At 74.0% G+C, this 13,318-nt stretch carries 12 protein-coding genes; 8 read left to right on the forward strand and 4 right to left on the reverse strand.

Annotated elements, in window-relative coordinates; all coding sequences use genetic code 11:
* The first annotated feature begins 17 nt into the window (after nt 1-17).
* From DEJ29_RS10530 to DEJ29_RS10550, 5 genes are all read left to right on the forward strand, one after another.
* On the forward strand, nt 18-971 hold the full coding sequence (locus DEJ29_RS10530) for an ABC transporter permease (protein WP_111094197.1): 954 nt from the start codon (nt 18-20) through the stop codon (nt 969-971).
* Nucleotides 968-1,867 carry an ABC transporter permease gene (locus DEJ29_RS10535; RefSeq protein ID WP_111094196.1) on the forward strand — a complete coding sequence of 300 codons (900 nt, stop codon included), beginning with the start codon at nt 968-970 and terminating at the stop codon, nt 1,865-1,867. Before DEJ29_RS10530 ends, DEJ29_RS10535 begins: the two co-directional genes overlap by 4 nt.
* On the forward strand, nt 1,864-2,676 hold the full coding sequence (locus tag DEJ29_RS10540; RefSeq protein WP_111094195.1) for an ABC transporter ATP-binding protein: 813 nt from the start codon (nt 1,864-1,866) through the stop codon (nt 2,674-2,676). Before DEJ29_RS10535 ends, DEJ29_RS10540 begins: the two co-directional genes overlap by 4 nt.
* Entirely contained in the window at nt 2,673-3,458 is a 786-nt protein-coding gene (locus tag DEJ29_RS10545; protein WP_284173601.1) for an ABC transporter ATP-binding protein, read from the forward strand. Before DEJ29_RS10540 ends, DEJ29_RS10545 begins: the two co-directional genes overlap by 4 nt.
* Before the next feature lie 191 nt (nt 3,459-3,649).
* Nucleotides 3,650-5,128 (forward strand): aminotransferase class I/II-fold pyridoxal phosphate-dependent enzyme, encoded by a 1,479-nt coding sequence (locus DEJ29_RS10550; protein WP_111094617.1) that lies wholly within the window; start codon nt 3,650-3,652, stop codon nt 5,126-5,128.
* 16 nt (nt 5,129-5,144) lie between these two features.
* Here the strand turns inward: DEJ29_RS10550 and DEJ29_RS10555 are convergent, their stop codons facing one another.
* Together DEJ29_RS10555 and DEJ29_RS10560 are read right to left on the reverse strand one after the other, a co-directional pair.
* Nucleotides 5,145-6,938 carry an N-acetylglutaminylglutamine amidotransferase gene (locus tag DEJ29_RS10555; RefSeq protein ID WP_111094616.1) on the reverse strand — a complete coding sequence of 598 codons (1,794 nt, stop codon included), beginning with the start codon at nt 6,936-6,938 and terminating at the stop codon, nt 5,145-5,147.
* 131 nt (nt 6,939-7,069) lie between these two features.
* Complete coding sequence (locus DEJ29_RS10560; RefSeq protein WP_111094615.1) at nt 7,070-8,515, reverse strand: amidase; 1,446 nt, start codon at nt 8,513-8,515, stop codon at nt 7,070-7,072.
* 70 nt (nt 8,516-8,585) lie between these two features.
* On the opposite strand from DEJ29_RS10560, the gene DEJ29_RS10565 reads away from it, so the two are divergent.
* Nucleotides 8,586-8,885: a hypothetical protein gene (locus DEJ29_RS10565; protein ID WP_111094614.1), complete on the forward strand. Its 300-nt coding sequence runs from the start codon at nt 8,586-8,588 to the stop codon at nt 8,883-8,885.
* 11 nt (nt 8,886-8,896) lie between these two features.
* Here the strand turns inward: DEJ29_RS10565 and DEJ29_RS10570 are convergent, their stop codons facing one another.
* Nucleotides 8,897-9,313: an HIT family protein gene (locus tag DEJ29_RS10570; protein WP_111094613.1), complete on the reverse strand. Its 417-nt coding sequence runs from the start codon at nt 9,311-9,313 to the stop codon at nt 8,897-8,899.
* A 52-nt stretch (nt 9,314-9,365) separates the two neighbouring features.
* On the opposite strand from DEJ29_RS10570, the gene DEJ29_RS10575 reads away from it, so the two are divergent.
* Nucleotides 9,366-11,039, forward strand: a complete 1,674-nt coding sequence (locus DEJ29_RS10575) for an ABC-F family ATP-binding cassette domain-containing protein (RefSeq protein WP_111094612.1) — start codon at nt 9,366-9,368, stop codon at nt 11,037-11,039.
* Between the two features lie 25 nt (nt 11,040-11,064).
* Entirely contained in the window at nt 11,065-11,988 is a 924-nt protein-coding gene (locus DEJ29_RS10580; protein ID WP_181438150.1) for a L,D-transpeptidase, read from the forward strand.
* 22 nt (nt 11,989-12,010) lie between these two features.
* Here DEJ29_RS10580 and DEJ29_RS10585 read toward each other — a convergent pair whose 3' ends face one another.
* Nucleotides 12,011-13,291: a cytochrome P450 gene (locus DEJ29_RS10585; RefSeq protein ID WP_111094609.1), complete on the reverse strand. Its 1,281-nt coding sequence runs from the start codon at nt 13,289-13,291 to the stop codon at nt 12,011-12,013.
* Between the last annotated feature and the right edge of the window lie 27 nt (nt 13,292-13,318).

The raw sequence follows: 13,318 nt of genomic DNA on the forward strand, positions 1-13,318 counted from the left end.
CCCGTAGCATCGGTGTCGTGACCCGGTTCCTCATCGGGCGGGTGCTCCTGCTCGTCGTCGGCCTGCTCGTGGCGAGCGTCATCATCTTCGCCACGCTCCGCGTGCTGCCCGGTGACGTCGCCCAGGTCGTCGCCGGCACGCAGTCGACCCCGGCGCAGGTTGAACAGCTCCGGCAGCAGCTCGGACTCGACCGGCCCGTCGTGGTGCAGTACCTCGACTGGATCGGTGGGGTGTTCCGCGGTGACCTCGGCCGCTCCCTGGTGACGAACGGTGCCGTCGCGCCGGAGATCGCGCAGAAGCTCGCGATCACCCTGCCGCTCGCCGCGATGTCGCTGGCGACCGCACTGGCGATCGGCGTCCCGCTCGGGGTGATCGCCGCGGTGCTCCGTCGCCGCCCGGGTGGTGCGGTGATCGGGTTCGCGGCGCAGGCGGTCGCCGCCGTGCCCGTCGTGTGGGCCGGCATGCTCCTGGTCGCCCTGTTCGCGGTGACGCTGCACTGGCTGCCGACGCAGGGCTTCCCGCTCGACGGCTGGTCGGAACCCGGGCGGGCGTTCGCGTCGCTCGTGCTGCCCGCGCTGACGATCGGTGCCGTCGAGGGCGCCGTGATCCTCCGGTTCACCCGGTCCGCCACGCTCTCCGTCCTCGACGCCGACCACCTGCGCACCGCCGCCGCCGTCGGGCTCACCCGCACGCAGGCGCTGCTCCGCCACGGTCTGCCGAGCGTCGCCCTGACGGTGCTCGCCGTGCTCGGTGTCCAGATCGCCGGGCTGCTCGTCGGTGCCGTCGTCGTCGAGCAGCTGTTCTCCCTGCCCGGGGTGGGCCGGATGCTCGTGACCGACGTCGGCCGCCGCGACATCACGAAGGTGCAGTCGGAACTGCTCGTGCTCACCGGACTCGTGCTGCTCGTCGGGTTCGCCGTCGACGTCGTGCACCGCGCCCTCGACCCCCGACAGCGCGAGGTGCAGGGATGATCCGCCGCCTGGTGTCCCGACCGACCGGGGTCTTCGCCGTCGTCGTGCTCGGCCTGCTGCTCGTGCTCGCCGCCGTGTCACTCGTCTGGACACCGCAGAACCCGTTCCGCGCCGACCCGTTCCACCAGTGGGAGGGGCCGAGCGCCGCGCACTGGTTCGGCACCGACGCCGCCGGCCGCGACATCGCGAGCTACCTGCTCGCCGGCACCCGCACCACCGTGCTCGTCGCCGTCGGCTCCGGGGTGATCGCGAGCGTCGTCGGCATCGTCCTCACCGCGATCGGATCGCTCACCGCCCGCTGGGTGCGCGAGGGCACCGCGGTCCTGCTCGACATCCTGGTGGCGTTCCCGACCCTGCTCACCGCAATGCTCCTGACCGCGGTGTTCGGCGGGTCGCTCGGCGTCGTGATCGTCAGCGTCGGGCTGTCCTTCGGCGTGACGATCGCCCGCGTGGCCCGCGGTGAGATCCGGCGGATCGCCCGGAGCGACTACGTCACGGCGGCCCGGGCCTCGGGCGTCGGTGGTGCCGGCGTGCTGTTCCGGCACCTGGTGCCGAACGCGGCGCCGCTGTTCACCGTGCAGCTGTCACTCGCGATGGCCACGGCCGTGCTCGCCGAGGCCGGACTGTCCTACCTGGGCTACGGCGCGGGGTCGGACACCGCGTCCTGGGGCAGCCTGCTGTCCGACCTGCAGACCTACATCGGGGTCCACCCGTGGAGTGCGACCTGGCCGGGAGCCGCCATCGCCCTCGTCGTCGCGGCACTGTCGTTGCTCGGCGACGCCGTCCGCGACGCATCGGACCCGCGGCTGACGACGAGCGACCGCACGACGAGCGACGGCACCGCGAGTGACCGGAGCGCCGACCCCGCCACGACCAACCCGGGGGTGACCGCATGACGGACGCGACCGCCGCGACCGCCGCGACCACCGCAGCCTCCGGACTCGAGGTGCGCGGGCTGTCGGTCCGCATCACGGGACGGACGATCCTCGACGACGTCAGCTTCACCGTGCCTCCCGGCCAGCGCGTCGGCGTGATCGGCGCGAGCGGATCCGGCAAGTCGATGACCTCGCTCGCCCTGATGGGCCTGGAGCCCACCGGCGCCGTCGTGACCGGCAGCATCCGCCTCGACGGCACCGAACTCGTCGGCCTGCCCGACCGCGAGCGCGCGCGCCACCGTGGATCGGGCATCGCGATGGTGTTCCAGGAGCCGGGCACCGCGCTCGACCCGCTGCGCCGGGTCGGCGCGCAGGTCGCGGAGCCGCTCCGGCTGCACCGCGGGCTCGACCGGCGTGCGGCACGCGCGGCAGCCGTCGACCTGGCGGCGTCCGTGGGCCTGCCCGACCCGGAGTCGCTGCTGCGGCAGTACCCGCACCAGCTGTCCGGCGGCCAGCGGCAGCGGATCTGCATCGCGATGGCGATGGCAGGCGAGCCGTCGTACCTGGTCGCCGACGAGCCGACCACGGCGCTCGACGTCACCACCGAGGCCCGCATCCTCGACCTGTTCGAGCACCTGCCGGCCGGCATGGTCTTCGTGACCCACGACCTCGCCGTGCTCGCGCGGATCGCCGACACGGCGGTCGTCCTCGACGCCGGCCGGATGGTCGAGCAGGGCCGCGTCGCGGACCTGCTCGCCGCACCGCAGCACCCCGCCACCGCCGCGCTCGTCGACGCCGCACGTGCCACCGCCAGGAGGACCGCACCGTGACCCTCCCCGTCCTCGAGGCCACCGGTCTCCACCGCACCTACCGACTCCCCCGCCGCGGGCCGTTCGAGCCCGGCCCGGTCCGCACCGCCGTCGACGGCGTCGACCTGACGGTGGCCCCCGGCGCACGACTCGGCATCGTCGGCGAGTCGGGATCCGGCAAGTCCACGCTGGTGCGGCTGCTCGCCGGCCTGGAGGCGCCTTCCGCAGGCGACGTCGCCGCCTCCGGTCGTCCGGTGGTCGCGTCCCGGTCCGCGCGGGCGTTGCGCTGGTTCCGTCGCGAGACCGGGGTGGTGTTCCAGGACCCCTACGCGTCCCTCGACCCGCGGATGCGCGTCGGCGCGATCGTCGCCGAGCCGCTGCGGGCCCTGCAGGTCCCGGGCTCGCACGACGACCTGGTCCGCGCCGTGCTGGAGCGCGTCGACCTGCCCACCGACACGGTCGACCGGTACCCGCACGAGTTCTCCGGCGGGCAGCGGCAGCGGATCGCGATCGCCCGGGCGGTGGTGCACTCGCCCCGGATCCTGTTCGGTGACGAGCCGATGAGCGCCCTCGACGTGGTCGTCCGCGCCCGGGTGATCGAGCTGTTCCGGTCGCTCGCCGACGACCTCGGGCTGACGCTCGTGCTGGTGTCGCACGACATCGGGGTCGTGCAGCGGCTGTGCGACACGGTCGCGGTGATGTCCGAGGGGCGCATCGTCGAGCACGGGCCGGTGTCGCTCCTCGACGCGCCGCAGCACCCGGTGACGCGGGCGTTGGTGGCGGCAGCGCCGACGCTGCCGTAGGCGGGGCGGGGCGGGGCAGGGTGGGTCGGGTGGGTCGGGCGGGGACGGGCGCGGCGCCGGGTGCAGACGTGGAACGACACCGTCGATGTCGTACGACGACGACACCGTCGCACCTGCCCGACGCACTCACCGCGCTCGACGCGCCCGACGGCCTGAACCGACGGTGAACGCGGGTCGGGTACACGGGAACCATGAGCGACGACCTCGACCAGACCGACGCACCGTTCCTCGACGCACTCCGGGACTACCACGCCCGCGACCGCTACGGGTTCTCGCCGCCCGGGCACCGGCAGGGCCGCGGGGTCGACGCGGACACCCTCGCGGTGCTCGGCAAGGACCCGTTCCGGGCCGACGTGCTGGCGAGTGGCGGGCTCGACGACCGGAAGTCCTCGAACGGGTACCTGGCCACCGCCGAGGCCCTGATGGCCGAGGCCGTCGGTGCCGACACGGTGTTCTTCTCGACGTGCGGCAGCTCCCTGTCGGTGAAGGCGGCGATGCTCGCGGTGGCCGGGGTGGAGGGCGGGATCCTGGTCAGCCGCGACGCCCACAAGTCGGTGACCGCCGGCCTGGTGTTCTCCGGGTTGCAGCCGTACTGGGTGGAGCCTCGGCTCGACCGTGACCAGGGGATCTCGCACCCGCCGTCCCCCGCCGACTACGCGCGGGCCTGGGACGAGCACCCGGACGCCGCCGCCGCCCTCGTGGTCAGCCCGACGCCGTACGGCACCTGCGCGGACATCGCCGGGATCGCCGCGGTCTGCCACGAGCGGGGCAAGCCCCTCATCGTCGACGAGGCCTGGGGCGCCCACCTGCCGTTCTCGGACCGGCTGCCGTCGTGGGCGATGGACGCCGGGGCCGACGTCTGCGTCACGAGCGTCCACAAGATGGGACTCGGGTTCGAACAGGGATCCGTGCTGCACCTCCGCGGTGACCTCGTCGACCACGACCACCTGTGGGCCTGCGCCGACATGCTTATGACGACGAGCCCGAACGTCCTCGTGTACGCCGGCATGGACGGCTGGCGTCGGCACATGGTGCGCGACGGCGCCGCGCTCATCGACCGGACGATCGAGCTCGCCGACCGGACCCGCGACCGCATCGAGGCGATCGCGGGCATCCACGTGCTGCACGACGAACTGCTCGGGGCCGAGGCGTCGCACCAGCTCGACCCGCTGCGGATGCTCCTCGACGTGGAACCGCTCGGCATCACCGGGTACCAGGCGCACGACTGGGTCCGAGAGCACCACCGGCTCGACCTCGGGCTCTCCGATCACCGGCACCTGGGCATCGACGTCTCGCTGGCCGACGACGACTTCACGACCGACCGGCTCGTGCACGCCCTGGAGTCGCTGGCCGCAGCCGCGCCGGACATGCCACAGACGCCACCGGTCCGGATCCCGGATCCGTCCGGCCTGCTGCTCGAGTCGGTGATGACGCCCCGCGAGGCGTTCTTCGGCGAAGTCGAACTCGTCCCCGCCGAGGACGCAGCGGGACGGGTCGCGGCCGAGCAGGTCACGCCGTACCCGCCCGGGATCCCGGCCTTCGTGCCCGGGGAGCGACTCACCGCCGAGGTGATCGACTACCTGCGCAGCGGCCTCGAGGCGGGGATGGTCATGCCCGACCCGACCGACGGCAGCCTCGACACGATCCGGGTGGTGCGCGAGAGCAGCTGACCCGCCCGGGCCGGGGTCAGCGGATCCCGTGGCGCTGCAACCAGAGCTCCAGGACCGCGAGCAACCAGAGCGTCGTCCCGCCGACCCTCGTCCGGTACCGCCGGGGGTCCTGGAGCAGGGCCGCGGCGGCCTCGGGTCGGACCAGGCCGCGTGCCCGCGCCTCCGGCCCGAGCAGGGCGTCGCGCGCGACCGCGAGCACCTCACCGTCCAGGTTCCGGACCGCCGGCACCGGGAAGTACCCCTTCGGGCGGTCCACCACGCCGGCCGGCAGCAGCCGCCGGCCGATCGCCTTCAGCACCCCCTTGCCACCGTCGGCGGCCTTCAGCTCCGGAGGGCAGGCTGCGGCGAGGGCGACGAGGTCCTGGTCGAGGAACGGGACCCGCGCCTCCAGGCCGGACGCCATCGTCATGCTGTCCACGCGCTTCACGGGGTCGTCAACCATGAGCACGTGCGTGTCGAACCGGAGCACCGCGTCCAGCGCGGTCTCCGCGCCCGCCGCTCCCAACCGGTCCTGCAGGAGCACGTGGCTGACGTCGGTCGCGGGCAGGACACCCGGCTCGAGCAGGGCGTGCGCGGTGGCGCTCGGATCGACGAACGCGCGGGTGAACGCGGCGAGCGCCCCCGGACGGGTCGCGCCGACGGCAGGCCGGTGGTACTCGTACCCGGCGAAGACCTCGTCGGCGCCCTGCCCGGACTGCACGACCTTCCGCGACTCGGACACGCGCTGTGCGAGCAGGTGGAACGCTGCGACGTCCTGGGTCGCCATCGGCTCGGTCATCGCGTCCACCGAGTCGAGGAGGGCTGCGGGCAGGGTCGAGGCGGGCACGTGGATGCGGGTGTGGGCGGTGGCGAAGTGGTCGGCGACGGCGTCGGAGTACGCGAACTCGTCGCCGGACTCACCGCCGGCCGCGTCGAACCCGATGCTGTAGGTCCCGGTGGTGCCGGCGCCCTCCTCGGCGAGCAGCGCGACCAGCAGGCTCGAGTCGAGTCCCCCGGACAGCAGGACCCCGACGGGGACGTCCGCGACGAGGCGGCGACGGACGGCGACGCGGAGGGCCTCCTCGACGGCGTCCTCCCAGTCGCGGGCGGTCCAGCCGGCGTGCTCGGGAAGACGTTCGTAGTCGGGTGACCAGTACGTGCGGTCCGTCGTGCGGGTCCGGCCGGTCGTGCCGTCGCGCTCGATCGTCCGCACGGTCGCGGCCGGCAGCTTCTGCACCCCGCGCAGCAGGGTGCGTGGTGCGGGGACGATCGAGTGCCAGCTGAGGTAGTGGTGCAGTGCGATCGGGTCGAGCGCGGTGTCGACGCCCCCGGCCGCGAGGAGCGCTGGCAGCGTCGAGGCGATCCGGACGCCGCCGTCGACCTGGGCGAGGTACAGCGGTTTGATGCCGAGCCGATCCCGTGCCACGACGACCCGGTCGTGGGCACGGTCGACGAGCACGACGGCGAACATGCCGACCAGGTGGTCGACGAACGCGTCGCCCCACTTCGCGTAGGCGGCGAGCAGCACCTCGCTGTCGCCGGTGGTGCGGAACGGGTAGTCGGCCGCCAGGTCGCGGCGGAGTTCCTCGTGGTTGTAGATGCAGCCGTTGAAGACCATGGTGACGTCCTGCACGGCCGAGGTCATGGGCTGCGCAGCGCGGTCGGACAGGTCGATGACGCTGAGCCGCCGGTGGCCGAGGACGGCCCAGCCGCCGTCCCACACCCGGCCGCCGTCCGGTCCGCGGTCCTCCATGCACGCCGCCATCCTGCGGACGGCGTCGATGTCCGCCCGTCCCCCGTCGAACCGCACGTCCGCGGCCAGTCCACACATCCGGTGCCTCCCGTTCCGTCTCGACGGAACTCGGACCCGCCCTGGCGCTGGTCCAGTCCACGCGGTGGTCGCGCAGAGTGGACGGCGACGGCGGGCGGGAGGCACGGTGCGGGCCCGCCCCGGGGCTCGCGTCAGGCGGTCCAGGCTGCCGGGTGCCGCCGCTGCCAGCGCAACCGGCGCTCGAGCTGCGCGCCGATCGCGAGCAGGACGCGCTCGCCTCCGGGGCGTCCGATCAGCTGCACGCCCATCGGGAGCCCGCCACCGTCGGGGTGGTCGTCCTCGGTCACGCCGACCGGCAGGGTGATCGCGGGGAGCCCGGACACGTTCGCCATCGACGTCCACGGCGAGTACGCGCACTGCCGGCGGAAGTCCTCGTCCGGGTCGTCGCCGTACCAGCCGAGGGGCCGCGGTGTCATCGCGAGGGTCGGCGTGAGCACCGCGTCGAACCGGTCGAACGCGCCGATGAGCGTCGTCGAGAAGGTGTCGAGCGTCGACATCGCGTCGAGGACCTGCGTGCCGGACAGCGCCTGTCCGCGCGCAACGAGCCACGCCACGAGCGGGGTCAGCGACGACAGGTCGATGCCGGGCACCTGCGGCAGTCGGGCGGCCGAGCTCTCCCACGCCACCCGGAACGCGTCGGCGTACGGCACCCGGGGCATCCGGACGTCCTCGACGCCGTGCCCGACCTCGCCGAGCACCCGCACGGCGGTCTCCACGGCGGCCCGGGCAGCGGGGTCGACGACCACGTCGACGATGTCGTCCCACGGCGAGCCGTCGAGCACCCCGACGACGAACCGGCCCTCGCCTCGGACGGCGGCCGCGGTGAACGGCCCCTCACCGACGTCAGGAGTGACGAGGGCGTACGGCGACGGCTCCGGCAACCCGGTCGGCGCGACCAGCGCGTCGAGGAGCATGCCCGCGTCGGCGACGGACCGGGTGAGCGGCCCGGCGACGGACAGACCGCCGATGCCGGAGCGGCCGGGCATCGACGGCACGCGGCCGCGGCTCGGCTTCAGCCCGACCAGTCCGGTCGCCGCGGCGGGGATCCGCACCGACCCGCCGCCGTCCGACCCGACCGCGGCGGGCACGAGTCCGGCGGCGACGGCGACGGCCGCACCGCTCGACGACCCGCCCGGCGCGCGCGTGGTGTCGTAGGGGTTCCGCGTCACGCCGAGCCGGGTCTCGGACGACGAGGACATGCCGAACTCCGGTGACGCGGTCTTGCCGAGGCTGACGGTGCCGGCCGCGTCGAGCGCGGCGACGAGCGGGTGGTCGGCCGACGCGGGACGCTCCGGCAGACTCGCGGTGCCGTTCCGCGTCGGGACGCCGGCGCGGTCGTACAGGTCCTTGTCGGCGGACGGGAGGCCCCACAACGGTCTCGACGTCGGCACCAGGTGGCCGAGGCGATCGGCTCGGGCCCGGGCAGCGTCCGCGGTGACCGTCACGAAGGCACCTAGTCCGGCGTCCAGGCGTTCCACGCGGGCCAGGTAGTGCTCGGTGACCTCGAGGGCGGTCGCCTCGCCCCGGCGGATCCAGTCCCAGAGTTCCTGTGCGGAGAGGTGGTGGAGTTCGAACACGGCTCCGAGCCTAGGCGGCGGTGGCCCGTGCGTGCCCGGCCGGTGCTCCGGTGCCCCGTATCCTTCGACGGTGGACACCACTCTCCCCTCCGGCACGACGAAGCGCCGGATCGAACTCCGACTCGCCCGGCCCCTGTTCGCCTGGTTCGCCCGGCCGACCGTCACCGTCGACGGGGTGGGGCACCCGGCCCAGTGGGGCACCGGCACGTGGGCGGTGCCGGACGACGGCGACACGGTGATCGGTGTGTACCTGTTCAACCGCGCGTGGCGGTTCGGGGCGGCATCGGTGCCGGTCGGCGGCGCGACGGCGCTCGAGTACCGGGGCGGGCTGCTGCCGGTGGGTGCGGGGCGGCTGGTACCGAGGGGCTGAGCGTCTGGTCCCTACTCGAACATCTCGGCGAGGAGCGCGTGCGGGTCACCGTCGACCACGTGCGCCGATCGTCGCTCCGGCCAGTGCGTCGTGGCGTCGTCCGGCCAGCACGGCACGACGTGGAGGTGCAGGTGCGGCACGGTCTGGCCGGCGTCTGCACCCGATGCCTGCAGCACGACGGTCCCGGTCGCGCCGAGGGCACCCTTCATCGCACGGGCGACGCGCTGCGCCAGGGCCGTGGTGGCGGCGAGTGCCGTGGGCCCGGCGGTGAGCAGGTCGGCGGTGTGCTCGACCGGCACGACCAAGGTGTGGCCGGGAGCCAGCGCCGAGTCGGGCAGGGGTGCGAAGGCGACGGCGTGCTCCTCGCGTTCGACCCACACGGCGGGTTCGTCACCGGCGATCACGGCACAGAAGACGCAGGAGTCCATCGGCCCAGTCTGCTGCACGTGGGGTGCCCGCTCCGCGTGGGACGATGGGCGCATGACCGCCACGCTCGTCGCCAAGGGCCTGTCCGGCGGGTACGCCGCTCGCACGCTGTTCGACTCCCTCGACCTGACGGTGGCGCCGGGCGACGTGATCGGGGTCGTCGGCGTGAACGGTGCCGGCAAGTCCACGCTGCTCCGGCTGCTGGCCGGAGTCGACGAGCCGCTGGCCGGCACGGTGTCCCTGGCGCCGACGGACGCGTTCGTGGGGTGGCTCCCCCAGGAGCACGAGCGCATCGTGGGCGAGACCGTCGCGGCGTACCTCGGGCGGCGGACCGGCTGCTCCGAGGCGACGGCGACGATGGACACGGCGGCGGCGGCGCTCGGGGAGCCCGACGCCGGCGACGCCGCGGCCGACCGGTACTCGGCGGCGCTCGACCGCTGGCTCGCCGCGGGGGCCGCGGACCTGGAGGACCGGATCCCGGCGGTGCTCGCCGACCTCGGCCTCGAACCCGGCACCGGCGACTCCGGTGGGGACGGCGTCGGCCCGGACTCCCTGATGACCGCGCTGTCCGGCGGGCAGGTCGCCCGCGTCGGGCTCGCCGCGCTGCTGCTCTCGCGGTTCGACATCGTCCTGCTCGACGAACCGACCAACGACCTCGACCTGGACGGCCTCGACCGCCTCGAGGCGTTCGTGCGCGGGCTGCGCGGCGGGGTGGTGCTCGTCAGCCACGACCGTGAGTTCCTGGCGCGCTCGGTGACCTCGGTGCTCGAACTCGACCTGGCGCAGTCGTCGAACCGGCTGTTCGGCGGCGGGTACGACTCGTTCCTCGAGGAGCGCGAGATCGCCCGGCAGCACAAGCGTGACGCGTACGACGAGTTCGCGTCGACGAAGGCCGACCTGGTCTCACGGGCACGGACGCAGCGCGAGTGGTCGAGCCAGGGTGTCCGGAACGCCATGAAGAAGAGCCCGGACAACGACAAGATCCGCCGCCGTGCGGCCTCGGAGTCGAGCGAGAAGCAGGCGCAGAAGGTCCGGCAGATGGAGTCCCGCATCGCCCGGCTCGACGAGGTCGAGGAGCCGCGCAAGGAGTGGCAGCTCGAGTTCACGATCGGCAGCGCACCCCGGTCGTCGGCCGTCGTGGCGACGCTGTCGAACGCCACGTTCACCCAGGGCGACTTCACCCTCGGCCCGGTCTCGCTGCAGGTCGACGGCGGTGGCCGGATCGGCATCACCGGCCCGAACGGCGCCGGCAAGTCCACCCTGCTGCGGGCGCTGCTCGGCAAGCAGGCGCCGACGACGGGCACGGCCTCGCTCGGGTCCAGCGTCGCGGTCGGCGAGGTCGACCAGGCGCGTGCTGCGTTCACCGGTGACCAGCCCCTGGCAGCGGCGTTCGAGGCGATCGTCCCCGAGTACACCACCGCCGACGTCCGGACGCTGCTCGCGAAGTTCGGGCTGAAGGCGGACCACGTCGGCCGACCAGCCTCGGCGCTCTCCCCCGGCGAGCGCACCCGGGCCGGACTCGCGCTGCTGCAGGCCCGCGGGGTGAACGTGCTCGTCCTCGACGAACCGACCAACCACCTCGACCTCACCGCGATCGAGCAGCTCGAGCAGGCGCTGGAGTCCTACGACGGGACCCTACTGCTCGTCACACACGACCGGCGCATGCTGGAGACCGTCCGACTCGACCGGCAGTGGCGGGTCGAGGGCGGCACCGTCACCGAACGCTGACGGATCGACCGAGGGGGGAAGCACCATGCGACGCAGCACCTTGATCGCGACGACTGCCGGGGTGGTGGTGCTCGCCGTCGCTGCCGTCGTGGTGGGGGTGACCCTCGGGTCGCCGACACCGGAGCCGACCCGTGCGGCCCGGGCCACGACGACACCGACCCCGAGCGCCACGCCGACCGCGTCCCCGAGGCCGACGCTCTCGGCCGTCCCCGCTGCACCGTCCGACGCGACCTTGGCCGCGCTGCCGTTGGCGTTCCACGACGCCGTCGTGCCGCAGTTGCTCGACGGCGGGGACGTCGAGCCCGAGGACACGTGGCAGATCGCGACCCCGCGCACGCCGCTCGTCGCCCTGTACGCGAGCCCGTCCAGCCGCGCCCGGCCGGTGGCGACCCTGTCCCACCTGGTGTCGACGATCAACCGGCCCGCAGCGACCGCCGTGTGGGGTCGCTCCCCCGGCCGGGACGGCGGGATGCTCCTGGTGTCGACGCCGTCCCGCAACCGCACCCCCGGTGACGGCGGCGACCCGGACGCCCCGAGCGCGACATTCGCCTGGGCCCGGGCCGCCGACTTCACCGTGACGCGCACCGACCGGATGATCACGGTCGACGTCGCGGCGAGCACCGTGTCCGTCGTCACCCGGAAGGGGAAGGTCACCGCGACCGAGGCCGCGCGGCTCGGCACCCCGCAGGACCCCACACCGGCCGACACCGCCACCTACGTCGAGGCGGCGTACGTCGACACCCGCGTCGCGTACACGCAGGGCAACCCGATCATCCTGACCGGGGCGCACTCGTCCCGGATCCCGTCGTACGGCGGCAACGCTGCACTGACCGCGTTGCACTACTACCCGGACCCGACCGGCAGCTCGCACGGATGCGTCCGGATCTCGGCGGAGATGACGAAGACGCTCGCGGCGCTGCCCGTCGGCACCCCGATCCGGTTCAGCTGAGCCCGGGTCAGCTGAGACCGGGTCAGTGGAAGGGGCAGCGGCCCCGGACCTCGCCGCCCGATGCCGGCTTCGTCGGCAGTCGGCGGCGGTCGACCTGGAGCCCGTCGTCGAGGATCGTCAGCCGCGGGTCGCTCAGCACCGAGACCGCGGCCGCGAGTGCGGCGATCGCGACCTTCTCGCCGGGGCACCGGTGCCCCGTGGCGACGTCGGCACCGCCGTGCGGGACGAACGTCGTGATGGACTCGAAATCGTCCACGCCGAGGAACCGCGACGGGTCGAACTCGCCCGCACGGTCCCACGAGCGCTCGTCGGTGTCGGTCCCGGTGATGTCGAGCACCACGCGCCCGCCGGCGGGCAGGTGCTGGCCGTCCAGTTCGACGTCCGTGGTGGCCCAGGCAGGCAGCATCGGCACGAACGGCGCGGTCCGGCGGATCTCCTGCGCGAAGGCGACGGCGAGCGGGCCGTCGACGCGCGGCCCGTCAGCGGTGTCGGCCGCCGCGCTCTCGGCGGCGATCCGTTCCCGCCACTCCGGCCGGTCGTGCAGCTCCTTCGCCGCGAACGCCACGAACCGGGCCACCGCGATGGCCGGCCGGATGCTGTTCTGCAGTTCGACGCCGGCCAGCCGCGCCGGCAGCAGCGCCCCGGAGGGGTCCCGGTGCCACGCCCACTCGTGCAGGGCGGTGTGCGGCTCGGGGGTCAACCGGCCACCGCGCACGGCCTCGACCAGCCGCCGGGCATGCCGGTCCGACCAGTGCCGGTTCAGGACGGCCTGCAGGTACTCCGGTGAGTAGGGCACCCCGAAGCCGTCGACGACCTGGGCGAGCCGCGCCGCCCAGCGGGTCTTCGCCGCCGGCGTCCCCGGCAGCCCGGCCCACCGCATGACGGCGCGGCCGATCGCACCGACGGCCGCGTCGTACGCCGACCGGGTGCCACCGGTCAGCCACGCGTCGCGTTCGGTCGCCCACTCGTGGGTCAGCAGGGGTGCGAGGCGCCGGACCTGCTCGTCCTCGTACGCGACGTCGACGAACGTCGCCTTGCGGTGGTGGTGCTCCGCCCCGTCGAGACTGTGCACCGAGCCGACGCCGAACAGCGTCCGCTGCACGATCGCCGGCATCGCGCCGTGGCGTGCCGTGCGGTCGCCGTCGTAGAACAGCCCGACGCCCTCGGCACCACGCACGAGCAGCGCCGGACGTCCGAGCAGTCGGAAGCCCACCGCCCGCGCCCCCGGACCGGTCCGGCGCCACAGGTGGGCGCCGAACCCGTAGCCGCGGGTCAGGAGCGAGAGGGAGTCGTCGAGGGCCATGCGGCCATGCTGCCGAGCACTGCCCGA

The organism is Curtobacterium sp. MCPF17_021, from assembly GCF_003234605.2.
GTDB classification, from domain to species: domain Bacteria; phylum Actinomycetota; class Actinomycetes; order Actinomycetales; family Microbacteriaceae; genus Curtobacterium; species Curtobacterium flaccumfaciens.

Bases quoted from the DNA above. Each gene is read 5' to 3' on its own strand.
- DEJ29_RS10580 (WP_181438150.1), top strand. From the start codon at position 11,065: ATGCGACGCAGCACCTTGATCGCGACGACTGCCGGGGTGGTGGTGCTC.
- DEJ29_RS10555 (WP_111094616.1), bottom strand. From the start codon at position 6,938: ATGTGTGGACTGGCCGCGGACGTGCGGTTCGACGGGGGACGGGCGGAC.
- DEJ29_RS10550 (WP_111094617.1), top strand. From the start codon at position 3,650: ATGAGCGACGACCTCGACCAGACCGACGCACCGTTCCTCGACGCACTC.
- DEJ29_RS10540 (WP_111094195.1), top strand. From the start codon at position 1,864: ATGACGGACGCGACCGCCGCGACCGCCGCGACCACCGCAGCCTCCGGA.
- DEJ29_RS10535 (WP_111094196.1), top strand. From the start codon at position 968: ATGATCCGCCGCCTGGTGTCCCGACCGACCGGGGTCTTCGCCGTCGTC.
- DEJ29_RS10570 (WP_111094613.1), bottom strand. From the start codon at position 9,313: ATGGACTCCTGCGTCTTCTGTGCCGTGATCGCCGGTGACGAACCCGCC.
- DEJ29_RS10585 (WP_111094609.1), bottom strand. From the start codon at position 13,291: ATGGCCCTCGACGACTCCCTCTCGCTCCTGACCCGCGGCTACGGGTTC.
- DEJ29_RS10575 (WP_111094612.1), top strand. From the start codon at position 9,366: ATGACCGCCACGCTCGTCGCCAAGGGCCTGTCCGGCGGGTACGCCGCT.